The organism is Acetobacter sp. DmW_136 (genome assembly GCF_008690365.1).
In the GTDB taxonomy this organism is placed as follows: domain Bacteria; phylum Pseudomonadota; class Alphaproteobacteria; order Acetobacterales; family Acetobacteraceae; genus Acetobacter; species Acetobacter oryzifermentans.
The window spans coordinates 1-22,846 of sequence record NZ_VHON01000022.1; the positions used below are offsets into that span (position 1 = coordinate 1).

At 50.7% G+C, this 22,846-nt stretch carries 35 protein-coding genes and 1 tRNA gene; 25 read left to right on the forward strand and 11 right to left on the reverse strand.

The window, feature by feature from the left end; translation table 11 throughout:
• The first annotated feature begins 284 nt into the window (after nucleotides 1-284).
• Entirely contained in the window at nucleotides 285-761 is a 477-nt protein-coding gene (locus tag FKW31_RS07865; RefSeq protein ID WP_150178226.1) for a hypothetical protein, read from the forward strand.
• Between the two features lie 60 nt (nucleotides 762-821).
• On the opposite strand, the gene FKW31_RS07870 is transcribed toward FKW31_RS07865, so the two are convergent.
• The 6 genes from FKW31_RS07870 to FKW31_RS07895 all read right to left on the reverse strand — a co-directional run bounded on the left by FKW31_RS07870 (nucleotide 822) and on the right by FKW31_RS07895 (nucleotide 3,749).
• The gene (locus FKW31_RS07870; protein ID WP_166443393.1) at nucleotides 822-1,391 is read right to left on the reverse strand and encodes a PH domain-containing protein; all 570 of its coding nucleotides are present in this window, start codon (nucleotides 1,389-1,391) and stop codon (nucleotides 822-824) included.
• A gap of 63 nt (nucleotides 1,392-1,454) precedes the next feature.
• A complete protein-coding gene (locus FKW31_RS16675) occupies nucleotides 1,455-1,763 on the reverse strand; it encodes a DUF3761 domain-containing protein (protein WP_150178258.1) in 309 nt (102 codons plus the stop codon).
• Between the two features lie 59 nt (nucleotides 1,764-1,822).
• Nucleotides 1,823-2,158, reverse strand: a complete 336-nt coding sequence (locus FKW31_RS07880) for an energy transducer TonB (protein ID WP_150178228.1) — start codon at nucleotides 2,156-2,158, stop codon at nucleotides 1,823-1,825.
• Nucleotides 2,155-2,646: a hypothetical protein gene (locus FKW31_RS07885; protein WP_150178229.1), complete on the reverse strand. Its 492-nt coding sequence runs from the start codon at nucleotides 2,644-2,646 to the stop codon at nucleotides 2,155-2,157. Before FKW31_RS07885 ends, FKW31_RS07880 begins: the two co-directional genes overlap by 4 nt.
• Nucleotides 2,639-3,106 carry a Panacea domain-containing protein gene (locus tag FKW31_RS07890; protein ID WP_086897007.1) on the reverse strand — a complete coding sequence of 156 codons (468 nt, stop codon included), beginning with the start codon at nucleotides 3,104-3,106 and terminating at the stop codon, nucleotides 2,639-2,641. Before FKW31_RS07890 ends, FKW31_RS07885 begins: the two co-directional genes overlap by 8 nt.
• Before the next feature lie 226 nt (nucleotides 3,107-3,332).
• A complete protein-coding gene (locus tag FKW31_RS07895; protein WP_150178230.1) occupies nucleotides 3,333-3,749 on the reverse strand; it encodes a hypothetical protein in 417 nt (138 codons plus the stop codon).
• Between the two features lie 144 nt (nucleotides 3,750-3,893).
• Between FKW31_RS07895 and FKW31_RS07900 the strand changes: the two genes are divergently transcribed.
• Nucleotides 3,894-4,490, forward strand: a complete 597-nt coding sequence (locus FKW31_RS07900) for a hypothetical protein (RefSeq protein ID WP_077929669.1) — start codon at nucleotides 3,894-3,896, stop codon at nucleotides 4,488-4,490.
• Between the two features lie 23 nt (nucleotides 4,491-4,513).
• Here FKW31_RS07900 and FKW31_RS07905 read toward each other — a convergent pair whose 3' ends face one another.
• Together FKW31_RS07905 and FKW31_RS07910 are read right to left on the reverse strand one after the other, a co-directional pair.
• Nucleotides 4,514-5,056, reverse strand: coding sequence for a hypothetical protein (locus tag FKW31_RS07905; protein ID WP_202878722.1), 543 nt, complete (start codon nucleotides 5,054-5,056; stop codon nucleotides 4,514-4,516).
• Between the two features lie 64 nt (nucleotides 5,057-5,120).
• Nucleotides 5,121-5,681 (reverse strand): hypothetical protein, encoded by a 561-nt coding sequence (locus FKW31_RS07910; RefSeq protein WP_150178231.1) that lies wholly within the window; start codon nucleotides 5,679-5,681, stop codon nucleotides 5,121-5,123.
• 132 nt (nucleotides 5,682-5,813) lie between these two features.
• Between FKW31_RS07910 and FKW31_RS07915 the strand changes: the two genes are divergently transcribed.
• The 3 genes from FKW31_RS07915 to FKW31_RS07925 are packed head-to-tail and all read left to right on the forward strand — an operon-like array spanning nucleotide 5,814 to nucleotide 7,101.
• Entirely contained in the window at nucleotides 5,814-6,062 is a 249-nt protein-coding gene (locus FKW31_RS07915; protein ID WP_150178232.1) for a hypothetical protein, read from the forward strand.
• Between the two features lie 17 nt (nucleotides 6,063-6,079).
• Nucleotides 6,080-6,859 (forward strand): Rha family transcriptional regulator, encoded by a 780-nt coding sequence (locus tag FKW31_RS07920; protein WP_202878723.1) that lies wholly within the window; start codon nucleotides 6,080-6,082, stop codon nucleotides 6,857-6,859.
• Between the two features lie 50 nt (nucleotides 6,860-6,909).
• Nucleotides 6,910-7,101, forward strand: coding sequence for a hypothetical protein (locus FKW31_RS07925; protein WP_150178233.1), 192 nt, complete (start codon nucleotides 6,910-6,912; stop codon nucleotides 7,099-7,101).
• 105 nt (nucleotides 7,102-7,206) lie between these two features.
• Here FKW31_RS07925 and FKW31_RS07930 read toward each other — a convergent pair whose 3' ends face one another.
• Nucleotides 7,207-7,584: a hypothetical protein gene (locus FKW31_RS07930; protein ID WP_150178234.1), complete on the reverse strand. Its 378-nt coding sequence runs from the start codon at nucleotides 7,582-7,584 to the stop codon at nucleotides 7,207-7,209.
• Nucleotides 7,538-7,999 (reverse strand): Panacea domain-containing protein, encoded by a 462-nt coding sequence (locus FKW31_RS07935; protein ID WP_150178235.1) that lies wholly within the window; start codon nucleotides 7,997-7,999, stop codon nucleotides 7,538-7,540. The genes FKW31_RS07930 and FKW31_RS07935 overlap by 47 nt, the downstream gene beginning before the upstream one ends.
• 421 nt (nucleotides 8,000-8,420) lie before the next feature.
• Between FKW31_RS07935 and FKW31_RS07940 the strand changes: the two genes are divergently transcribed.
• From FKW31_RS07940 to FKW31_RS16550, 20 genes are all read left to right on the forward strand, one after another.
• Nucleotides 8,421-9,209 (forward strand): hypothetical protein, encoded by a 789-nt coding sequence (locus FKW31_RS07940; protein WP_150178236.1) that lies wholly within the window; start codon nucleotides 8,421-8,423, stop codon nucleotides 9,207-9,209.
• Between the two features lie 14 nt (nucleotides 9,210-9,223).
• Nucleotides 9,224-9,604, forward strand: coding sequence for a HEPN domain-containing protein (locus FKW31_RS07945; RefSeq protein WP_150178237.1), 381 nt, complete (start codon nucleotides 9,224-9,226; stop codon nucleotides 9,602-9,604).
• A 171-nt stretch (nucleotides 9,605-9,775) separates the two neighbouring features.
• Nucleotides 9,776-10,030, forward strand: a complete 255-nt coding sequence (locus FKW31_RS07950) for a hypothetical protein (RefSeq protein WP_238332776.1) — start codon at nucleotides 9,776-9,778, stop codon at nucleotides 10,028-10,030.
• Between the two features lie 98 nt (nucleotides 10,031-10,128).
• Nucleotides 10,129-11,052 (forward strand): hypothetical protein, encoded by a 924-nt coding sequence (locus tag FKW31_RS07955; RefSeq protein ID WP_150178239.1) that lies wholly within the window; start codon nucleotides 10,129-10,131, stop codon nucleotides 11,050-11,052.
• Nucleotides 11,053-11,262, forward strand: a complete 210-nt coding sequence (locus FKW31_RS07960) for a hypothetical protein (RefSeq protein ID WP_089178536.1) — start codon at nucleotides 11,053-11,055, stop codon at nucleotides 11,260-11,262. It abuts the gene before it with no gap.
• Nucleotides 11,259-12,455 (forward strand): hypothetical protein, encoded by a 1,197-nt coding sequence (locus FKW31_RS07965; RefSeq protein ID WP_150178240.1) that lies wholly within the window; start codon nucleotides 11,259-11,261, stop codon nucleotides 12,453-12,455. The genes FKW31_RS07960 and FKW31_RS07965 overlap by 4 nt, the downstream gene beginning before the upstream one ends.
• The gene (locus tag FKW31_RS07970; RefSeq protein ID WP_150178241.1) at nucleotides 12,448-13,098 is read left to right on the forward strand and encodes a phage baseplate assembly protein V; all 651 of its coding nucleotides are present in this window, start codon (nucleotides 12,448-12,450) and stop codon (nucleotides 13,096-13,098) included. The genes FKW31_RS07965 and FKW31_RS07970 overlap by 8 nt, the downstream gene beginning before the upstream one ends.
• Nucleotides 13,095-13,454: a hypothetical protein gene (locus FKW31_RS07975; protein WP_089178539.1), complete on the forward strand. Its 360-nt coding sequence runs from the start codon at nucleotides 13,095-13,097 to the stop codon at nucleotides 13,452-13,454. The genes FKW31_RS07970 and FKW31_RS07975 overlap by 4 nt, the downstream gene beginning before the upstream one ends.
• 10 nt (nucleotides 13,455-13,464) lie before the next feature.
• Nucleotides 13,465-14,610: a baseplate J/gp47 family protein gene (locus FKW31_RS07980; protein ID WP_150178242.1), complete on the forward strand. Its 1,146-nt coding sequence runs from the start codon at nucleotides 13,465-13,467 to the stop codon at nucleotides 14,608-14,610.
• The gene (locus tag FKW31_RS07985; protein ID WP_150178243.1) at nucleotides 14,610-15,221 is read left to right on the forward strand and encodes a hypothetical protein; all 612 of its coding nucleotides are present in this window, start codon (nucleotides 14,610-14,612) and stop codon (nucleotides 15,219-15,221) included. Before FKW31_RS07980 ends, FKW31_RS07985 begins: the two co-directional genes overlap by 1 nt.
• Nucleotides 15,221-16,501: a hypothetical protein gene (locus tag FKW31_RS07990; protein ID WP_150178244.1), complete on the forward strand. Its 1,281-nt coding sequence runs from the start codon at nucleotides 15,221-15,223 to the stop codon at nucleotides 16,499-16,501. The genes FKW31_RS07985 and FKW31_RS07990 overlap by 1 nt, the downstream gene beginning before the upstream one ends.
• A 229-nt stretch (nucleotides 16,502-16,730) precedes the next feature.
• A complete protein-coding gene (locus FKW31_RS07995; RefSeq protein ID WP_150178245.1) occupies nucleotides 16,731-19,109 on the forward strand; it encodes a hypothetical protein in 2,379 nt (792 codons plus the stop codon).
• Nucleotide 19,110: 1 nt separating this feature from the next.
• A complete protein-coding gene (locus FKW31_RS08000) occupies nucleotides 19,111-19,944 on the forward strand; it encodes a hypothetical protein (protein ID WP_150178246.1) in 834 nt (277 codons plus the stop codon).
• Nucleotides 19,945-19,969: 25 nt separating this feature from the next.
• The gene (locus FKW31_RS08005) at nucleotides 19,970-20,476 is read left to right on the forward strand and encodes a hypothetical protein (protein WP_063353486.1); all 507 of its coding nucleotides are present in this window, start codon (nucleotides 19,970-19,972) and stop codon (nucleotides 20,474-20,476) included.
• A complete protein-coding gene (locus FKW31_RS08010) occupies nucleotides 20,473-20,946 on the forward strand; it encodes a hypothetical protein (protein WP_150178247.1) in 474 nt (157 codons plus the stop codon). Before FKW31_RS08005 ends, FKW31_RS08010 begins: the two co-directional genes overlap by 4 nt.
• A 63-nt stretch (nucleotides 20,947-21,009) precedes the next feature.
• A complete protein-coding gene (locus FKW31_RS16030) occupies nucleotides 21,010-21,180 on the forward strand; it encodes a hypothetical protein (RefSeq protein ID WP_166443394.1) in 171 nt (56 codons plus the stop codon).
• A complete protein-coding gene (locus FKW31_RS08015; protein ID WP_150178248.1) occupies nucleotides 21,173-21,541 on the forward strand; it encodes a hypothetical protein in 369 nt (122 codons plus the stop codon). Before FKW31_RS16030 ends, FKW31_RS08015 begins: the two co-directional genes overlap by 8 nt.
• Nucleotides 21,538-21,918 carry a hypothetical protein gene (locus FKW31_RS08020; protein WP_150178249.1) on the forward strand — a complete coding sequence of 127 codons (381 nt, stop codon included), beginning with the start codon at nucleotides 21,538-21,540 and terminating at the stop codon, nucleotides 21,916-21,918. The genes FKW31_RS08015 and FKW31_RS08020 overlap by 4 nt, the downstream gene beginning before the upstream one ends.
• 2 nt (nucleotides 21,919-21,920) lie before the next feature.
• Nucleotides 21,921-22,121 (forward strand): hypothetical protein, encoded by a 201-nt coding sequence (locus FKW31_RS08025; protein WP_150178250.1) that lies wholly within the window; start codon nucleotides 21,921-21,923, stop codon nucleotides 22,119-22,121.
• The gene (locus FKW31_RS16550) at nucleotides 22,118-22,240 is read left to right on the forward strand and encodes a hypothetical protein (protein ID WP_255448229.1); all 123 of its coding nucleotides are present in this window, start codon (nucleotides 22,118-22,120) and stop codon (nucleotides 22,238-22,240) included. Before FKW31_RS08025 ends, FKW31_RS16550 begins: the two co-directional genes overlap by 4 nt.
• Nucleotides 22,241-22,763: 523 nt before the next feature.
• On the opposite strand, the gene FKW31_RS08030 is transcribed toward FKW31_RS16550, so the two are convergent.
• Nucleotides 22,764-22,838: transfer RNA gene (locus FKW31_RS08030), tRNA-Thr, on the reverse strand.
• Between the last annotated feature and the right edge of the window lie 8 nt (nucleotides 22,839-22,846).

The window sequence follows — 22,846 nt, forward strand, 5'->3', positions numbered from 1 at the left end:
ATATGACCGCTGCGCACACACTTTCATGTCCGCTATCCACATCGCAGCAAGCTTCATCTTCTACCTCAAAGAATGAGTCCTGAGCCTAGACGGCAAGCAGATCGCTGGGCATGTGCAAAGTGTGGTTAGGAAGGATTATGACCGCGAAATGCGGGCGAGCAACGCTATGCCTGATCCAATTTCGACACCACGGGTGCCGGGAGTGCCGTGGGGGCATTGATTGGCAGAGAGAGAACCTTATGGCAAGGGTAGGCGCACATAGGTGTCACTTTTAGAGAAATAAAATGCGTCTCTTGGCTGTTTGTGTAGGATTGTTTTTTTCAGGTGTAGTTTATGCGCAAGATGTAACGCCACAAACAGCCTGCCCCTCTCCGGTAGGGGGGTGGCCTACGCGGCCTAGCTTTATATGCGTTGATTTGACTCCAGAAATCATTACTTCTTTGGAGGGTGTTACGCGTTCTCAGGTTCAGCAAATTTTAGGCGCACCGGGGAAGTGCTCAGAAGGCAAAAGTATGTGTTATTATGACGATTGGAACATTAAAAAAGGCTCCCACTTTGGATCTGTAGCAGTCTATTATGATTCTGTCGGAGATACGAGGCACATTCATGCGCATTCAGAACAAGCATTTCACTCTCCTTTTACAGTAGAAAATTATTTATCGGATCATCCGAACCCATCCTTTGAAGTGGAGTGGGATAATTTGTTTGATGATCTGGATTGTTCTGATTTTTCTGGGGAACCTAAGCGTTGCAATCCGTAGTATTTTAACTACGGATTGCCTTGGTTTGTTACCTCTATACAATAGAAGTTAATTGCAGGATTAAAGGGAGATTAATTTAGTTTTAGCGGCATTAAATTCCTCTGCAGAAATGGCTCCTGCCTCCTTAAGAGCCCATAGCCTTTCTATTTTTGATACTAAATCTTCTGATGCATCTTGCTGTGTCGATACATCTGTTTGGGATTTTTGAAGTCCATGAACCATATCCATAATAACCGAGCAGGCTTCACGAAACTTTGCTGCTTGGATTTTTGAATCCAGAGAAATGCAGTTGGGGGCCTTCGAGGGTGAATTTAATGAACTTGAAGACCAAAAATTTTTTTCTGTATTTTGCATGCCGCCAGCAGATATTTCAAAATATCCAGAGAGCATTTTGTATTTTACTTCAGCAGTTGCGATGCTTTTGTAAGGCAGTTGGAAGATATTCGACCCAAATGTTTGCCCCGTCATAAAGCCTGTTTTTATAATAATTATGCGTTTATTTGTGCATATAAGAGCTTCTTTATAAGCTCCCTTGAGTCTTATTACTATCGTTTCATCATTATTTAATATCTCATCTTCTTTTAATTTTAGTGCAGAGGGTAAGTCTTCTACTAAGGGGTTGGGACGCATGTTCATTCTTTGCTTTAATGGGAAAGTAAAAAATTTTTACAGATATTAGTTAAAGTAATCAATTCACAACCAACTCACCACACCTCCATGCCGTGAACAAGTGCCCCGATGGTTCTGGCTAAAGCTGAACGTGCCATCGCCGCACTTTGCTGTCGCCCCTGATGGCGCTTGCCCGGTGCGTGTGTGGGCGGGCGAGTGGACGCTGTTGCCGTCCGAGTTCTGGTAGTGCTGGTGTTCCAGTAGGGCGCTTTCGTCCGGTTGTTGGGGCTGCTGGCGGACAGGGGGCGACTGGTAGGTTGAGGGGGCAAGGGCGTGTGCAGCATGCGCTGATAAAGCGAAGGCAAGCAGTCCGAACGAGAGGACTTTACGCAGCTACTTGAGCATCCGGCCTCTCCCTGTCGCGCGCTGAGCCACGATAAAGAAAATCCCGGTCAGTCATCGAGTCTGTATCTGACCGTAAGGGTCTTGCCGTATTCGACAACCGGGACGCCGTTTTTGGTGGCGGGGGAGTATCTCGCTTTGCGGCAGTAATCCAGCGCGCTGGCGTTGAAGTCTGTATTCGTGCTGGAGACGACATGGCAGTCCGTGGTCCGGCCTTCGGTATTGACGTCTGTTTTGACCATAACCACGGCCTCGAGATTCTTTTTGACCATCTCATGCGGGTAAACCGGACCATGGGGGATTAGAGTTCCGCGGTCTGATTGTTCGGCGTGTGCGGGAGAAAGGAAAAATGACGCAGCCAAGAGTGCCGACGTGAGCGCTTTCATGTGCAAATCTTATGGTCTTTGTCTAAGCAAAGCAGAAAAAAGGCCTCATTCATCCTAAAGCCATGAATGCGGGCTTTAAGACTTACTCGCATTTCCATATAAGCGAGATCTTCAGATAAACCGCTTGTGGCCGATGCAGGTAATTGGCTGCAAGAAAGCCTAGTGCAACCCAACCCAGTTTTTCCACCCTTCTTGCCGCCCGTTCCCATAATTTGGACCCATGACATCTGAGACAGGCGCCTTAATAAATCTGTGAAAGCCAGAAGATCTGACTTTGACCAGTCAGAAAAGCATTCATAGCTGCCATCAAAATACTTTAGGCTTACATAAGGCCTTTCGCTATCGTTAGCGTTAGCTGGTCTTTTGCCGACACCAAAAACGCTTGCGACGTGCTCCGTAATAATGACCTCTCCAGGGGAGGGCGAAAGCGATTTTGTGTCTTGTTCCTGTTTTCTGGCGGCGCTTTTTAGAGACCTATTTTTAGCCATCTGCCTGAGCGCTCTGATACACCTGCGTATAGAAGCTAGCCATTGTGCTTTGGGATATCTTCTTATTGCATCGGGCTTCAGCGGGTAAGTCACCCCTTGCTTCCATCCAAGGTTCTTCACGATGCGTGAGATGCTCAAGTTTTTTAGCTGACATGTCGCCGTATGCATCCATAACCATCTCAAGATGGTCAATCTCGCATTGCAGCAGGTCAATGCCATCATCAGGCGCAGGTAACGCGTCCCAACCATAGTCTCGATAGGTCTCGTAGACAGCCCGGCACACCGGGCCGTGTGCCCAAGCCTCCAAATGATCAGGAAAAAGAGCTTGTTTTTCTAAGGCCAAATACCAAGCCTGAGCGTAATAGATCAGTTTCTGGAGTTTTAAGTGCGTAATGGCTTCGCCTGACTGTCGATCCACAGCAGCAAGAAACCATTTTGCCACCTCTTTCACGTCTGCCATCAGCTTAATCTCTTCTAAAAACACTGCTCTACTAACGAATAACCATCTGTTAGCTATCAACAAAGGTACTTTTTGTATCTGTTGATAAGTTGCATTTCCTGAGGAAAAAAGAATTCACCCTGTGGATAACCACATAATCACCATAATTAAAATGTGGATTACCTTAATTATGGGGATAAAACCGACGGAAACAAAGCCTCTGTGGATTTCCTTTTTATATCTTTGCTTAGGCGCGCCCCGCAACCCCATAAGTCACATAGATCTGACCATACAGCGCGCCAAACTCCTCCTCGCTGAACGGGTAGCTAAGATCAAATCCGGGAAACTGGATCGAACGGAAGGCGATGCTCTTGCCGGACAGGGCCGCCCTGAGGTGAGGTTCTCCCTCGAACGCCGTAATAGCCAACTCAACCAACTCTTCCGCGTCATATGGGGCAATCGCGCAGTAGATGGCTGCGCATGCGACCCCGATAACCCGCCCTCTCTCGTCCTTCTCGAGAGCGACAACTGCTCCCGTGGCGTTGGGGAATGACTTTATGGCGAGGTAAGCGTCGTCGATGCCAGTCAACGGGTAGATCGTGACCGTCTCGCCATTCCATCCTGACCATACTGCTTGACTTAGGAGGACCATTTGGACTGCCATTTGATGCCCTTTTTCTTTGGGATGTTAGTGGCTGTGGTGGGATTCGGGAGTCAGGAGTTGTGATGGGTTTTAATGACACATGATCTCTGTTTAAGGGGGGCCGTCCGCGCAATAATCTCGCTTTAACCTAGCGGGAGTCGTGGAATGATCTGGGGTTGGTTTAAGAAAAAGCCTGCAAAAGAGGAAAAGCCGGAGCGCGTGTATACACCTCCTCTCTCCCGAGGATTGAGCGCCGATGCGGAAGCTTTAACCATCAAGGCGAACCGGGATTGGTTTACGGCAGACATAGAGGAGGCTGTGCGCGAGCAGATTGACGCACTCCAAGAGGTTCCCGAGAGCGAGCGTGGCTTTATTATGGATCAGGCCAAACAGTCATTTTCTTCCGGTGGCGACTTGGGCCGGTTTAGCTGGGCGTTACGCGAAATCGGCATTGAGCGCCGCCGAGCGGCAGAAATAGCGCATGACATAAACGGTCGCGTCACAGCACTCATTAACAGGGCGAGGCAAATAGAAACCGGGATTTATGCGGCGGAATGGATGCACTCTGGAGCACCATGCTTCTTTCCTTTCGGGGAGAGCAAAAGACGCGCGGCGCGGAGCGGCCTGCATGAGAAGGCCGATGGGAAGCGTTATGATGTGAGAAAGGGCCTAAAGATAGGCAGCAAGTGGACTCACCCCGGAATGGAACCGGGATGTAAATGCGTGTCGAGGATAATCTTGAAGGGGTTTAACGATAAATAAAGGAGCGAGGGGAGGGTTAAAATCTATGCGCCACCACAAGAATGCTCTGAATCGGGCAAAGTCCATGACTTTCTAGTTCTCAGGTTGGTGGCCTTGTAAATCTTCCCCCGATCGTCTCCAGCGGGGCAGTCCTCTGGAACGGACACCAAGCACACTTTGACCTTGTCGCCCGCAACTGACGCATCGACATTAGGTATCTGACTATAAGAAACCTGGTATCCACCGTTCACAAAGGAAACGGCGGACCCAGAGCCTTTGATTGGGCCGTCGGTAGCCTCAAGGCGTGTGCCAACTGATTGAATTTTTGTGAAAACGCACGAACCAACGCGCTTTGGTAGCGCTGCTGTCTCAGCTTCTTGCGTTCCGGGCGACTCTCCAGTGATGGCCGGGCTTTTGTGGGTGTCGTCGGGCTTGGGAAACATCCATCCATATGCGGCCACGCCTACGACAGCGATAATCCCGAAGGAGGTTAACTTCTCCTGCATTTTTCGTTTTTGATAATATGCCCGGTTATATGCGGCTTTCTTGTAATCTTTTGCCCAAAAAGGCTTTTTTCTTCTGCCCATCGTAATCCCTCTCTCTTAAATTAGGGGCACGATAGCCGTACGGGGTGGGGTTGGGGAGTCAGGGCTAGAAGGGGATTTCGTCGTCTAGATCTGGATGAGATCTTTTTTCTTTAGAGGTTGGCTGCATGCCCCAACTGTCTTTGTGGAGGCCTGCGCCTTCAAGTAGCTGTTCCATCACCTGCCTTACGGCGCATCTGTCAGATGTTTTCGTCTCGCGCCACAATTCGATGAGCTTAGGCATTGCGGGCCAAAGTACTTCGATATTTTGACGGCGCAAACACGATAAATCAGGTGATACAGCGAAAAAATTCCAATGCGTCTTTACAAAGTCAAGCATTTCCTCCTCTTCAAAAGAAGGATGAGTTCTCTGGTCTAGTGCAAGGTTTATGGCGCGGATACCGTCATTTACATCCCAATAAGAGAGCCAGTTCGCTTCAATATTGTGATTGTCATCTTCAATGTAGGATCTGTCGGCAGCTTCCAAAACTGCGCGCTCAATAACTTTTGTGATGGTCTGCCCTCGCAGGCGTGCCACGAATTCCAAGGCAAAGCGCATTTTAGGGTCAAGCCGAATGGTTAGGCTTTCCGACTTCTGTGGTCGTTTACGTTTGCGCTCAGTTGTCATTCCGAATCTCCAATATTGATTGAAAATTACACGCACTGAAAAATCATTGCAAATTATGCTTGCACTAAGAATGAGAATCGTGGAATAAAAGCACTGCACAATATGTGCGAGAACATTAAGGAAAGTGCGAAGATGTCTAAATATGTGCCTTCACGAGAGAGGGCATTCGATATTTACAAAGAGGCTAGGCAAAAAGAGCCGAAAACTCGCCTAGTCACAGTTCTCCCCACAGCGGAGATTGAGGCTATTGATGAATGGGGAGTCCCAAACGGAATGGAGAGCCGAACCGCTACCATTCGTTATTTGCTCAAGTTTGCACTCGAACAAAAGAAAGCAGCAGGCCCTAACGCCAATCAGACGCCTGCTGCTTCTAAACAGTGAATAAGGAAAACACTGATATGAATTCTATTATCACAACTACCGCCAGCAATTCCACACTTACTATGTCCAGCCGCGAAATTGCGAAGCTGACCGGAAGCACGCATGATAACGTTTTAAAGACTATTCGCGGCCTAATCAAAAAGGGTGTCGTTTCTGGAAACGAGACCCCTTATATCCATCCTCAGAATGGGCAGACTTATAAGGAATTCCATTTAGACTACCGGAATACGATGGTTGTCACATCTGGTTACAGCGTTGAGCTGCGTGCTAAGATCATTGACCGCTGGATAGAACTGGAAACAAAGACCACTATCCAGATTACGGATAGTGGGAATCTCAACGCCACCCCAAAACCCAAACGCCCTCGCAAGCCGCCGATGCTTGCAACATTCAAAACTGGCTACGGCATCGCCAAGGAACTTGGATTGGATGATAATCAGGCGGCATCACATGCAGGCCGGTATTGCTTGAATAAGTGCGGCGAAAACCCACTGCCAGCCCTTGGCTTGGACAGCCGCCCTACGCCAACCGAGGCAAATTACTACACCGTGACAGAACTCGGTAAGGAGATTGGCTTAAGCGGGCAAGCCATGAACAAGCTGCTTATTGAGCAAGGGTATCAGGCGAAAGTGTCCGGAGGCAGTTCATCCGCAGCTTATGAGCCAACGGAAAAGGGGAAACCTCATGCGCGGATATTTGATGAGGTGCGTAAAGGAGGGCGTGGCTCGCAGCAGGCTTTGAAATGGAAGCATGTAATTGTGAGCCTCCTTCATCCTTTTACGAAAACACCAGCGTAAGCGCCGTAACGGCCAGCCACCCTTTCGGGGGTGGCAACGCTGGTGTGAGAATGAGCGATGCGGAAATTGAAATGTATCTTCTAAGGGCGCGATTATCACTTCCAGATGAAAACGGGCGCTATCAGGTGCCAAGAGAAGGCAGGAAAAGGAACATTCTGAATGTGGGTAAGGCTGTTGCCCAACTCTGGCACGATCTTGAGGAAGAGGAGCGGGTTGGTGTGGGGCAGAAAGCTTTGGCTTGAGGGGCCCCTTCCTTCAATCCTCTACAAATCCTCCTCTCGTTAAATGTCGGGGGGAGGATAGCGAGGTTTGGGCGGAGGGGAGGGTTATTCTTCGGAAGAGTTTTCCTATTTTTTACATAGATATGAAAGTATTTTTTCACACAGAATAACCATATATTCGTTTTCTAAATGCTTTCCGATAATACATAGAAAAACAATTTCTATAAAAAATATAAGCGTAAAAACTGGGGCTGAATTAATTAGAGATTTATATGAAAATAAATCAGCGACCAAGATGAGAGAAATTATCCAGATAAGCCGTTCAGTTTTTCTATTTTTTTCTAATTTTTCAATTTTCTCCTCAAGCTCAGCAGTCGCGTCATATGCTTTTGAGGCCCCGGCTTTTTGTGCCGGGACCGAAAAAACATTCGGATAAGTATTGAGCTGAGGTTTGGTTTTAGACTGCGTTTTGCGTCGTCTGCGCGGCGCGGGCCCGGTACTCATCCAGAATATCCTTGTTGGGAATGTCTATACCGAGGCGTCCGGGGATGTAGTTTTTAGCCCAAGCGCCATCTTCCCAATGAGTGATGGCAACCAATTCACCAGGCGTTTTGGTGATAAGCACATCAATATATTTATTGAGTGATCTAATTACGGTTGCGTCCTCAAGGGCTGGGGCGCGCTGGAATACATCACGGATCGGGTCGCGACCAAATATCGAAACCCGACGATATACCTTTGGTTGAACGGGGCCATAATCCCAAGCCTCAAAGCTGCCATCAATTAATGGTTGCCCGTTGTGTTCGCCCATGAAAGCCATGTGCGCGAGGTACAATATTTTTTGGAGCTTGAGATTGGTGACATTCCAGTTTCCGCGCTCGCAAATGTGTCGGGCCACAGAAAATGAGTTAACGCTCATACTTGCCTCCCTTTCACGAGCAAACTGTTAGGCGAAAAAAGTCTTTGCCTTTGACATGTATCTAATCATGAATTCAGGTCGGCGCAACGCAATTGGGCTCACTCTTTTGTGGATTTCTTTACGCTCTTTGAAATCAAAGGATTAAATTTTGCGGAAAAATTGAACAGTATGGCTCAAGGGAGGGCTGGGGAGGCTCGGCTACGGCGGTATTTAAGGTAAAATTCATGAGACTAGGAAATTATGATGATTCATAATTTGATATTTTTATTAATTTACCAAGGTTTGTGTTGCTGTATCTGTATGATTTTAAACATTATTTTTTAATTAATAAATGAATTAAAATAGTAACAAATGATTTATTTGTTTTTTGCTGTATATGATTCCTCTTGCTTGTCTGTTTATAAAAAGACCTACAAATGTTGTGATTGAAATAACCGATATTGAGATAATGTTACATCTTCCGCAGCTACCTGTATTGGATCATCATTTGCCATTCCCCGCTCTAGTAGTTGCTAGGGCGGCGGGAGATGTTAATTCTCCTATGGATGCTTCCAATCAGTTTTTGCGTGACTTAGATGATTGCTGTAACCGTGTTACAAGCTGGATAGGTCACGTTGAGGCTAGCCGGTATAATTTTTTAATGAAGCTTACACGCCTTGAGGCATCAGGCTCCCTTTCAAATGCTAGTGGCTCTCCTTTATTATCAGAACTCAAGGCTATAGTTTCAGATATTCGATTAGAATTTAAGCGGCAAAAAGCATCGGCCAATAAAAGTTTGGAAAGTGTCAATAAGTGTTTGGATATTATAAAACGAGATAAGCCGCCAAAAACATCTATAATTTTTTCTAGGGCGGACTTGTACAAAAGAATTGTAAAAGATTCTTTAGACTCGACGGAAGATTTCATAGATCTTGTTGAAAGAGTAATACGAAGAACTCAACAGAAACATCAAGAGTCATCAATGAATAGGGCTGTTTCTGTGTATGAAGAAGCTATAAAGCATGTTTTTCATGAGCGGCCTACTTTAAAAACATTCACAACCGTTGACCCATGCGATACAGCAGTTTGGTTTCAAATTCCTATAGAGCGGGCGACACGTCGTGATTTGGAGAGAAGAGAAGCGTTAGAGAACGACTTGTTTTCTCGGGTTGCTGCTACTGACCCTGCATTGGTGGGGGCAATCGGTATTAAATATGTTAATAAAATATAGTAATTGAGAAAAACATGGATTGCGTAGGTTTTTTTAATAGTGCTCACAAGCAACTAGAGCAATTTTCAGATGATCTTCAAGAGAGTGATGTGCGTTCTATAGTGCATATGGCTTACTATTACGTTTATCATTTATGCATTGAGAAATTAGGGGAAAAAGCGTTTGGTCGGGATAGCCTCAAACATTCTGATGTCGAAAGCAGGCTGAGGTCATACAAGGGGCTTGATCCAGTCATTCAAGACGCGAAAAGGTATTTTACTAGTTTAAAAGCGTTAAGGGTGTTGGCAGATTATAAGTTAGAATATCAGCTAACGGCTGACGAAGCGGAGGATGCTGTTGAATGGGCGCAAAAATTAAGAATTACAGCTCTTAAAGAATTAAAAAATGCATCTTAGCATTTGTAAGGCTAATGTTGATTAATGAAATGTTACTTTGCAAGTTTAGCTTTTTTTGCGCGCTACTTAATTCTCATAACTCCTCTATTGTCTCTCTCAGCTTGCTCTCATCCGGGCACCCCGTACGGGCGTGATTGGGGGGAAACGGACGCACACTGCATGCGTCGGGTAATGAGCGCCCCGAACGCACGTGGGCAGTTTAGTTTTGATATGGCGGCAAGCGTGTGTGGGCGCATTGAAAACCTTGCTACGCATTCTGTATTCACGGCTAAATCTTTGCCGTTGGATTTGCGATCTGCTCCAGAATTGCAGCAGATGGCGGAAAATCCCGACATTAATGTGAAGCACAGAGCGTTCGTGCCGCGTAATTCTACGCAGCCGTTGCAGACGTGGCCGGTGTTTTCAAATCAGGGTGTTGTGCAATAGGGCTTGTACCCGCATGCGGGTTATGCCATATATCGGTATATCGTCGTCTGTTTTGTATCAAGCCGCTCCCATATGGAGCGGCTTTTTTTGTTAGCGCTATGGTCAGCTTGCTCAGCATTGAAAACGTCATTGGCTCTATAGGGCGTTACGGGACAACTGCGCCTGTTACTCTGGGTAGTGTGCCGCTGTATGGTATGGAAATTCCAGATGTTCTGACCAATGGTGGTCAACAAAGGCTTGAAGTGCATTGGTTGCCCGGCGGTACCAAGATTGTTGACCGACTAGGCAACGACCCGGCGCGGTTCTCATGGAATGCGCGCTTCACGGGCCCGAATGCGCTGGCACGCGCACAACTTCTCGCGCAGATGCGTGATGCGGGACAGCCGGTTCCATTTACGGGCCCAGGCATCAATGAAACGGTTATTATTGCTGAATATGCCTTTGATTATTCGCTTAAGGGCGCGATCATTCCGTATCGCATTCAGCTAGAGCGCCAGTCTACTTCTGCTGCATCTACCAGCACATCAACATCTGCACTTTCATCGCTGATCGGAGATGACGCGGCTAGTGCGTTTTCTGATGTGACGAGCGCAATCAGTGATGGCGCACAAACTCTTTCCAATATTTCTGCGCAAGGGCAGGCTGTTATCGGTCAGGCAATCCCGTTGGCAAATATGGTTGGCGCGGGCAGTGCTTTGGCATCCGTTAGTGATCAGTTGACTATGGTGCAGGGGCTATCGGGCGCGGGTATCAATCTGGCCTCTGCGCCCGATAATGTGGCGTCAATCGTGACAGGCTTAAAATCTACTGGTGCCAGCTTTTTGACCACCATTTCGCAATCTGGGGCGAATATTTCGGGAATTTCTATCCAGAATGGCCCTAGTCTTTCAGTGCTTACGGCCAATGCAGGCTTGCAAAGTTCTGCTGTTGATAGTGGAGCTTTGGTTAACCGCGGCTATGCTAACACTTTAACCGCTGGAGACAGTAGCGGAAACTGGCAACTTGTATCGGCAGCGGTGTAGATGGCGAATACTATTAAAGTAAGCGCGGCAGATGGCACTTTATACCACGTGGCCTGCCGCGAACTGGGAGATGCCACGCAATGGTGGCGGATTGCGCAATTGAACGGGCTAATTGATCCTGATCTTTCGCCTTTCACCATGCCTGTAACGCTCACGCTGCCTACACCTGATCAGACCCAGAATGCGGGCATTCCTGATTATACATCATGAGCAACATTACACAGGCGGTAACCGTTGTTGGTTCTAGTGCTGCTAATTGGTGCCGCGCGCCTCGTTGTAGGGTTCTGATTGACGGAAAATCCCGACAGGAAACACAGGCAAAACAGTTCTCCCTGATGAGAACACGATATTCTCGTGCGGACACTCTTACGCTGACATTTGCTGTGGACCGTCAGTTTTTGGCTTCAGCCAGAACGGGCGGTGTCGCCGGATGGTTTGATCAAGCGGGTGTGGCGAACGGCAAACCGGGGCCTGAAATCGATATTACACTGCAAATGCAGGACGCTGCTCTAGGTGGCGCGCAATGGGCGACGGTGTTTCAGGGAATGGTGACAACGGTTTCTTATGAACCGCTTATAGCTACGCTTGATATTGAATGTCGGGATTATCTAGCGCGGCTTTTGGACATGCGCGTTCTGGATGCATGGATGAACATGACGGGGCCGGAAATTATCAAGGATATGGCTTCTCGTGCAGGCCTAACGGCTGATGTGTCAATCTTTGGCAGTATGCAGGGGCAGTTTCGGCAGACAGAACACAAGCGTCATTCTGGGGTGAGTGGTAATCGCTTCCGCAGTGCTTTTGATCTAGCCCGGTATATCGCCAATAGTTCACAGGCTGATCTATATGTAGATGGCACGATGCTTGTGTGCAGACCGATGCTTTCGCCTTCGTCTGACGGTGCCGTTGTTCATAAATTGGCTTATGTAGATAGAAGTTCCAATGCTGCCATTCAGGCCGGATGCGGGAACCTTACTCTCAGGCGCGACTACCAGATTGCTAAGGGCGTGATGGTGCATGTTTTGTCTTGGGACAGTCGGCAGCGTACGAAGGTGGAATGGTATTTCGGCCCTGATGGAGGATCTGCCCGTAAGGCATCGGAATCTGGGAACCTGCATAGTTTCCAGTTTCCGGGGTTGCGTATGGATGAAGTGCAGGCCCGCGCTGAGCAGCTTTACCATGAAATTATCGCGCATGAGCGTGTGATTTCTTACGAAGCGCCGGGAATTATCGCCTTAGAGCCTCGGCAGTTCATGTCTCTGACTGGTACAAATTCCACATGGGATGGAACGCATGCCGTGGATGCAGTGACAACATCGTACGGTGAGGGCGCAGGCTTTCGGCAAAATGTGACATTGCGCAACCGCGATGTAACGCAGGACGAGACGCAGGAATATGATTGATAGAAGGCCAATGGCGTTTGCTGCTGGGGGTACTTATGGGCAGCAAGAAAACGGTCTGATCTCAGCGGTTGACCCGGTTACATATGACGTAAAGGTCAAGGTGATGCCAGGGGGCGTAGAAACGGGTTGGCTGCCGTTTGCCGCTGTGCAGGTCGGAGACTTGTGTATTTCGTGCCCGCCGAATGTGGGCGCACAGGTGCATTTGCTGCCGGTTTGCGGCGACCCTGAACATTCTGTTGTGGCCGCGCCTGTATTCTGCACTGTGATGTCGCCACCAGTATCGCCAGCGACAGGAAAGGTGGCTCAGCCGGGGGAATATCTCCTGATGGCTGGATGTGGCGCGCCACCTGTGGATGAAACTAGCCGTGAAAGAGGAGAGGCGGCATCTGCTGCTCCGTGGATGCACATCACGCGGGATGCACTCTATTCTGGAGCGGGGGATGTCACGACAGCCACCATTCAGGATGGTCGGCACCAATGGAAAGTTGGTGGGGTTACAGCCACGCTGTCTGCTTCCGGCTTTGATGTATCTGGTGGGAATATGACCACTGATCAGGATGTCAAAGCGGGCAATATCAGCCTGACCGGGCACGTCCACAGCAATGGCAATAAAGGCGAGAATACTGAGGGGCCAATTGGATGAGTTGCCTTTCCCACGAATGGGGTGGTGATCTACAAGTTGACGCTTCTGGAGCGCTTGTAATTTCCAGCAACCATGATGGCGTGCGGCAACGCTTGCTTAGGCGACTTATGACGCCACAGATGGGATATATCTGGCAGCCTGAGTATGGCGCCGGGTTACCCCAAAAGATCGGCCAGATCATCACGGAAGAAGAGCTTTATGCACTCATCCGCTCTCAATGCGCCTTAGAAGTGGGAATTGATCAAACGCAGCCTGTGACTGTGACTCTGACTGATAATGGCGATGGCGGATTTTCCTGCCTGATTTCTTACACAGACGCGCAAACAAACAGCGTGCAGGCTCTAACGCTGACCTGACGGAAACTTCATGTCACTTCCTTTAAGAACGTATGCTGCACTTGTCGCTCAGTCAGTGGCGGCGGCGCAGGGTGCGTGCGGCACGTTGCTGGATATGGCTGTGGGCACGCCGCTGCGCGCAATTATGGAATCTGTGTCGGGCACGGGTCTGTGGTTGCAATATATCGCATTGCTTATTCTGTCCCGCTCGCGGTTAGCCACATCAAGCGGCGCGGATGCAGACAGTTGGGTGGCTGATTTCGGTATGTCCCGTATGCCGGGGACGGCTGCTACAGGCGAGGTGACGCTGACTTCATTTCAGCCAGATCAGCAGTCTGCATCAGTGGCAGTTGGGGTTCTTGTTCGTACTGTTGCGGGTGTAAATTATGCTGTGACGGAAGATACAAGCAATTCTGCATGGTCTGCCGCAACTGGTGCTTATGTGCGGCCAGCGGGAACGGGATCTATTACTGTGCCCGTTGAATGTCAGGCTTCTGGCTCAACTGGCAATGTTGCCGCAGGCGCCATCTGCCTTCTTGGAACTAGCATTGCCGGTATTGATACCGTGACGAATGCAGTAGCGCTTGTGAATGGCTCCGATGGAGAGACAGACGCGCAGTTAAGGGCTCGTTTTCCTGATTGGCTGGCGGCAAAATCTACAGCCAGTAATCCGGCTATTGAAAATGCTATTGCGGGTGTACAGACCAATCTCACTTATGAGATTATTAACTGCGCAGCACCAGATGATACATTCCGCCCAGGATACTTTACGGTTGTTGTAGACGATGGCACGGGCGCGCCATCTACTGATCTTTTGGCATCTGTGTATACAGCGATTGATGCTGTTAAAGCGGAGGGTGTCGGGTTTGCTGTTATCGGGCCCATTGAACTTCGGGCAACAGTCAGTATGACGGTAACCGTGGCTGCGGGAACAGATACAGCTACGGTTCAAACTAATATTCAGAACGCAATTACGACCGACATTGATGCCCAGAAAGTGGGGGCGGGTTACGCATACAGTCGTCTTCCTGTGGTAGCTTACAACAATGCCGGGGTGGATATTGTTTCCATCACGAATGTGCTGTTGAACGGCGCACAATCAGACCTATCTGCCGCCACAAAACAGGTGATCCGGGCAGGTTCTGTTGCGGTGACGGTTGTTGAGGCGGGAAGCTGATGGCTACGGGAGATCAAAATGATTTTGCCCGCCGTGTTCGGCAACTCCTTCCATTCGGCTGGTTCCCAAATCCTCCAGCAGCAAACCAGAGTGAAAAAGCGCCTGTTCTGAATGGTGTTTTGCAGGGCATCGGGAATATTCTGTCGTGGGTTTATGACCTGTTCGGGCAGGTTAACATTCAGATGCGTCTGGCCACGGCCACAGGCTCTTTTCTGGATCTAATTGCCTACGATTTCTTTGGCGATGCGTTGCCGAGAGCTTCTGGAGAGGCAGATGCGGCTTATAGAAAGCGCATCCGAGAGGCTCTTGTCGCCCAGAAAAACACCCGCACAGCCATTACGGAGGCATTGCAGGATCTGACGGGGCAAACGCCTGTCGTGGCTGAGCCCACGAGTGCCAGTGATTGTAAGGGACTTGGTTCAACACCAACGCCAGCCGCCGGCGGTGGCTACGGGTATGGTGTGGCAGGCCTGTATTACGGTGGCCTGAATGGAGGCCAGTTTTTCGTGACGACAAAGCAGGGCAATGCAGCGTCCGTGGCGGCGATTTATGCCGCAATCAATAATGTGCGCGCCGAAGGTGTTACGGCGTGGGTGAAGGTTGAAAACTGATGCAGCGCAGGATTGTTTATCAAGGGCAGATTCCGCTTGATGCAGATTTGTTGTGGGGTGAACGCAATCTGAAAACTGCATTGGGGCAGGCGTTAAATCTTCTTTATGGAGATTTTTCTACAGTTTCTGCGGCTTTCGGTTTTGCTGTTACGCCATCTGCTTCTGCGCTGACCATTGCTGTAGGCTCTGGTGTCGTGGCATCATCTGGCGCTATTGATGAAACAGCCTTCGGCGGGAATGGGGGTGGTATTTCTGCTGATACATCCGCGCAGTTTGTAGTTTACGGATGCGCAGGAGGAATTGTTGCCCTGACAGCAGGGCAGACCGCCACACTTTACGCCGTCTGTTCTGAGGTAGACGCAGATGAAACTGTGCTGCCATTCTATAACGCGGACAATCCAAGCCAAACACAGGCTGGGCCGGGGAATGCTGGAACACCCTTACCTGTCACCCGTTTGGCGCAGGCGGAATTGGTTCTGGCATCTGAAGCACCCACGGTGCCGTCTGGTGGCGCAGTTGTTCCACTTTACACAGTAACGGTTCCTACTGGAGCGACAACCGCTGCTGTAGCTACGGTACGGGCTCTAACTGCATTTTATCCAACGATTCCACAGCTAGAGCGTGGTCGTTATCTGGGAACGCAGAAATTCACCAGCAGCGGCATATACACTCCAAGTAACCGCGCACGAATGGTGCGTGTTCGGATGTGCGGAGCAGGTGGCCCTGGAGGATTTGCGCAGGCAAATAGTGATACTTCTCACGTTTCAGCCGGGGGGTCAGGCGGAGCTGGTGGAGAGATTGAATTCTGGTATGACGTATCGGATGGCACAGCGCAGTCTATAACTGTGGGTGCATCTGCTGAGTCTACCAATACCAATATCCAATCGACTAGTGGCTCATCATGGTTTGGGGCCGCAGTCGAGTGTCAGGGAGGGAATGAAGGTGGTTACGGCGTAACCACATTAAGTTCCGATTTGAGCATCGGTGTTCAGGCGGGCGGTGGCCCGGTGTATATCCATGATAATACGAAAATCCTGTCAGTTGCCTATCAAAAACAGGGGCAGGGTGGCGCGGGCGGATGGGCCCTTAAAAATACCGGCTATCCGGGGATAGGAACGCCATCTGGGTTTGGGGCTGGAACCTACACAACCGATAACGGTGCAGGGACTGCTGCGTCAGGGTTCGGCGCTGGTGGGGCTGGGGCTGGTTCCAATACGTCAACGGGATACCCCGGAGGGCTTGGCTCTCAGGGCGTTGTGATTATTGAGGAATATGCCTGATGCAAAGGTATGTAGTTTACCGCACGATAGCAACTAATACGCAGCCTGTCGGCTATGTAGTCAATGCGGTTCTATGGGATGGAAAATCCTCATGGGCGCCCCCGAATGGTATGGCTGTTATTCAGAATGATATTTTGAATATTGGCGATACTTACAATTCAAATTCTTAAATTCCCCTGTTTTTTATTTTTAAGGCCGCTTTTTGCGGCCTTTTTTTATGTGAGGACTCATGGCTGACGCAGATCAATACACGCCTGTGCCGCTACGGCAGTTGGCGCCACTGGTTGCGGCATTAATTGTAAAGGCCTCTTTGGATGGCCTAGACATTGGGGCTTCGACAATTAACGGTCAGCCAATTACAGACTACTCAAAAGCTGTTGATGATGCTGTCAATCAAGTTCTGGAAAATGCTGAAAATATTAATGCCGCAGCCATTAATATTGCGGCAGATGCTGATCGCGCGAATACATCTGCATCCAGCGCTCAAACTGCGGTTGCAGGCGTAACGGCAGATGCTAACGCGGCCAAGGTGCTTCTGACAGCAGCTCTGTCCGGATCTGCGCCCCTTGAATACCGCGGCTATTGGGATGCTGCGACAAACTCCCCCGCGTTAGCCAGCGGCGCTGGGACTGAGGGCGATCTCTATATCGTTTCAGTCGCCGGGACCACAAACCTAGATGGCAATGCCGCGTGGTCAGTTGGTGATGGAGCGTGGTTTACCGGCGGCAAATGGGTGTATTTTGCCCGCGCTGGATGGGCTGCCGTAGCACAAGAAATCGTAGCTCTCAACGCGTTGGGGGTGGGCGATCACAGGCTATCTGCGGGCGGCACAGGGTTTTCGATCTGCGATAGTAACGGCAACGTTGCGTTTGAGATTGATTTTTCGGGAAATATGCTTGCCATCAACCTCGGTTTTCCGGACGGCTCTATTCTGCAAGTGGCGGAAGAACAGACTGCGCCGCTACGTCTGGTCGGCTCTGATGGCACCTATCTCGATATAGGCCTGCCAGACACAGACCCGGTTATTGTAGAGGCCGCTCCTGATCTGTGGTTAGACGCAGCGAGCGGGCTAACATGCGCTGCGTCTGGTAATGTGCAGTCGTGGAGCAGCAAAACGGAATCGCCGTGGGGTGCGACATTTGCAGCGGGCAATCCCGTTAAAATTGCAAACGCAATTGGCGAACTCCCTGCTATCCATTTTGACGGTGCATCGGCGCTCTCTCACGCCCTGCCGTTTACTCCGGGCACCGTAATCGCAGTTTACCGCAACACAACTACCGCAGGCTCAGCGCAACCTGCAATTGTTGCGTGCGACAGCGCCACCGCTGGCACTCCCGCTTACGCATTGCGTGGGTTTATCCCCATGGGCGTTGGCGGCGGTTTTGCGCGTGCGCAGGGCTATCAGGTCGGCACCAGCGTATCTGGTACCGAGTTTGCAGGGCGTGTGTCTGGCGCGTTAGGCCACTGGCAGGTTCTGGGTGCAACGTATTCTAACGACACAGTAGCCGTGGCATCCGGTAAAACACACAGCATCCCGTGCGTAAAATCCCCAACCGCTACAGTGTTGGCCCCCGGCGGAAAATCTGGGACGATTGGCGCCACGTATAATGCGTCTGGCGCTCTAACAGATTATTTTACCGGCGACCTGTGCGAGTTGCTGATCTGGCAACGCGCGTTGAGCCAGCGCGAATACAACGCTGTTGTTGATGCGTTGCAGAGCAAATACGAGTTACAGCCTGTATTTGGCCGTTTTCTCTATGGCGCATTCCAAACGACCGAAGCGGGCCTTGAATCAGGTGGTGTCGAAGGTCTGGTTATGCTCACGTCTGACAATGGCGTTGAGTGGCAGCACGTTCCGACTGAGTTGATTTTTGACAGCGCACACACAATGCGTGATCCGACAATCACGTATCACAACGGGCGTTTTTTGCTGGCCTGCACCGCTGGATCGTTTGGAAACGGGTATCAGGATCGGTTTTCCGTTTATTCGTCCACGGATGGTCGGCACTGGTCATTTGTGACTGACGTGATTTGCACGGTAGGCGGCGTTACGTCTCACCAAACATGGGCTCCGGAGTGGTTCCACAACCCGGAAGATGGCGTTTTGCGCCTTGTTGTGCATCTCGATATTGGCTCTGCCGCTAGTCAGATTTACGAAATGCACCCGACTGATGATACGTTGCTTAACTGGTCAACACCGGTTCTGATTTCGCTGTCTGGTTATGCAAACGTCATTGATAGTTTCCCTCTCTATTACAAAGATCGTTGGGTTCTGTTTTTCAAAGATGAAAGCGCCCGCCAGATCCAGATTGCCACAGCATCTGCGCCCACAGGCCCATACACAGTCCTGACAACAGGCGATTGGGCTGGATGGGGCAGCGGCGTGGAAGGCCCTAGCGTGATGCCGCTTGGGGAAGATTCTGCGGGCAACACAATGTTTAGGATTTACATCGACGCTCAGGGCGCGGGCATTTCGTACAGTGATGCTGTTGGCGCATGGCCCGATGTGCTGACGGGAAAATGGTCAGCCCCCAAACTCCTGACGGTACCGTCAAACCCGCAGCACGGCACGTGCATCCGCAATCCAATTCCAAATTTTGGAGTATAAAATGTCCGGACTTTCTCTCACTATTGCAGGTGCATCATTTGCCGGTTCAGTCGGATTTGATCCCGCAGGCGATAGCACAATCACAGACTGGTACGTGTTTGGCGATCGCTCAGGCGCAGGCAGCATCACAGGCAGCCTGACCAATCAGGCGGCTGGTGCAAAAGCGCCGACTGTTACAGGCGAGAGCAGCATTGCTGTCAACCAAAACAATATTGTTATTGATAACGTTAAATCTGAGATTGTCAGCAATCTAGCGGGTGGTCAGGATTTTACTGCGTTTGCTGTTGTAACAGCAGATTTTTTTAACGCCACAACGTCTCCAACCGCTCAGGGCAACCCGGTTACAGCAGGTATGTGCGGTGTTATCCCATTCGGTAATATTATCGGTAGCCCAACATTGCAGGGGATTGGCGTTCAGGCAAATGCACAATCTGCAAATACATTTCGTTGGGAGGGATACTCTCAGGGAGCGTATTCGGGCTGGAGCACGCTGCATCAGATTTTCACCCCTACTGCGGCACTCCCGATTTCTGAAACACCGATCTTGTTGGCGCTGACACAAACAGTCTCAACAAAAACACTCACGTTTTACGATCTGACAAATGCACCGGGCAATGCGCTGTCTGCGGGCGCTATGGGCACGGGGTATAACGTTGCCGATACAAATATCCTCGTTGGCAGCTCATACGATGCACAGAATGGAAACGCTCCATGTCTGGGTGCAAAACTCTCATTTTGGGCAGGTTTCCAGCGAGCCATGACACAGACCGAGGTGCAGGACATGGCAACAAAAATCCGCCGTGTGTTGAAACAAAACGGCCTGGTTGTCGGGTAAAACCGCAAAAAATCGAGAAAATTGAATGACGGATGAACAGAGCGCGGGCACCCCCAGCGTTGCTGATGGCGTGCACGCACGTCTGGATGATCACGAAGAACGCCTTGCCGCTGTAGAAAGGCGGCAGGACGTGACAGATGGCAAGCTGGATAGCATCAGCCGAGATATTGCGGCTGTGCGGGCAGAAGGCAATGCCCGCCAGCAAGCTACAAATGCCGGAATGGATCGGATTGGTATCCAGCTTTCTGATCTTACCCGCCAACTGGCGGCCCATACGGGTGCGCAGGAAGAGCGGAACAGACTGGCAGAAGACGGTTTGCGGCGTTGGAAAAAGTTGGCGGTTATTGTGGGGATTTTCTGCACACTTGGTGCTGCGGTTGGATCCACATTGCTCTCAGATCAGGAGGTAGCCAGCACGATCTGGGTAAAATGGCTGCACTGGCGCGAACCGTGGGATGTTCCTACCCAGCCCACACCGCAGCCGCAGGAAACGCAGTTCATTCTGCCCCCGCGTGAAATGGAGGCGACATGACCGGACTAAACCTGTCTCAGTTTAAATCCCTCATCGTGCGGCCTGCGCTTGCAGGGGCTGGGCTTGGCGGTGAGGCGGCAGTTAATTTGCTAACCGGCACCTGCCTTGTTGAGAGCGGCCTTTCTTGGCTGGAGCAAGTCAGGGGGCCTGCCCTCGGTATCGCGCAAATGGAGCCCGCAACGCATGACGACTGCTGGGTAAATTACCTGCGCTACCAACAAGATACCGCAAACCACATCCTCGCAACGTGCGGCCTCTCTGGGTTGCCTGATGCGAGCGTGATGGTCTGGAACCTGCGGTATGCCGTTTTGATGGCGCGTGTGAAATACCTGCGTGTTCCAGCGCCGCTACCTGGCGCAAACAATGCCGACGCCCTCAGCGCCTATCACAAGCAGCACTACAACACGGCGTTGGGGCAGGCCAATGCCAGTGCAAACACATCTCTATTCCAGCAGGCCATCAATGCATGATGCGGGTTCTCCTGCCTCTCATGCGCCAACTGGCATGGCGATTACTCAGAAAGGACAAATACGGTGTTTCTCACCGAAACGGAATGCGAGCGCATAGCCAAACGCACCGCAGATATCGTGCTGGCAGAACTCCGCCGCAGCATCCACCGCAGCCCAAACGGAAACCTCGTAATTGAGGTTGTGGAAGTGAACACACTGCCTGTCAGCTTGCGGGGAGGGGTGTCGCATGACTGATGCACCTGCTCCCGTAGCGCCAAAACGCTCTGCCGTTGTCGCGCAAACAGCCAAGGCCATTACGGCTGGCCTGTCCTTGCCCGCTATGGTGGCGGCACTCCCACAACCTGAAGCAACATGGGTGCTTTATGCCTGTGTTGTGTTTGCGGCAGCAGGGGCGGCAGCAACGCAGATCCCACTTCCGGCCAATCAGTCCGGCAAGCTGTGGCTGGTTTATCGGATCATCAACTTCCTTGCCCTCAACTGGAAGCAGGCCGCCAATGCTGCGATTATTTTGCGCGGAGCAGTTTCTTCCAAATCTGAACCGCCCAAGGCTGGGCCGGGTTCTGTTGTGACCATTCCGAAAGACGATACGAAATGAAAAAAGCATTCCTCGTTTTGGGGCTTTTGCCTCTTCTGGCTGCCTGTGCTGATACTTCACAGGGCAAATTACGTCAGGCTGTTTATGATGTGGACAGCGCTTATCATGTGTTGGCCAACCCTATGCCGGATGTGATGGCAGGCAAGGTTCCCGGTGTGGCATTAACCGACACGCAAAAGACTATTGCCAAGGCAGCCAGTCAGACCGTGTTTAATGAAATCCAGTCTCTGGAAACCTCTATCGAAAGCGGCAACAGCATTACGCAGACGGGCGTAAGCGCATTGCAAGCAGACTTCGCATCATTCGAAACCTGCTGGGCAGGCCTGAAAACCGGCACCACGCCGGATGCCTGCGCAGCCCTTGGTGGGAAACACTAACCATGAATGCAACAGAAATCAGCGCCATCCTTGGTGTAGTTGGTACCGTAGCTGGTCTGGCCGAAAAATACGGGCCAGAAGTTTACGAGACGGTGAAAGAGGCCATTGAGCAGTCCAAGAGCAAGACTGGCCCAACTGTAGCAGATATTCAGGCCATTTTTGCCAAGTGCAAGGCGGATAACGCGGCTATTCAGTCTGCATGATGCCAGATTTTGAATGCGGGATGATTGTTGGTGGCGGGGGAGTTTTCCTCGCCACTATCGCGCTGGCTGTGGGCTGGCGGTTGCTGGTGGTGCGGTCTGATTTTTGGGGAAGAAAGTGACGGGCTTCCACCGTCTGCGGGGTATGCCATGCAGTTTATGCTGCACCGTCCAATCCCCTCTACATTGCCTGCGCCCCGAAGGTAGCCCGTAGTTTTTCCCGGCGCTGCGTTTCCGCCCCGGCTACGCGATCCCAGCAATGATTTATGCGCCATGTGCACCTGACGACTACCAGAGAGACCGATGGGGCGCTTCTATCGCCCAGAGCGGTTCGGGTCTGGCGCCCGCCAACTGTCAAGTAATCCTTGATAGCTGGAACCTGAAACTGGTTCCGGTCGGTGTATCTGCCACACCTGTTCAGGGGTTCGCCGCGCCTTTACCAAGTCTGTGACTTGAGGAGCCTACTAACCTTTGCGCCTAGCACCGGATTGTGTTGCTGCGGCGTCTCACGGCCCACCAACAAATAAACCCGCCGCAGCTCCGTGAGCATAGTACGGATTGGGGAGGGGTACAAGGGATTTGCGTTTTCTAGTTCGGGTGGCCGAGAAAAATAAATCAGGAAACGCAAAAATATAAGGGAGAGACTGGTGCTGCTGGACAGGATTGAACTGTCGACCTCTCCCTTACCAAGGGAGTGCTCTACCACTGAGCTACAGCAGCTTAGTCTG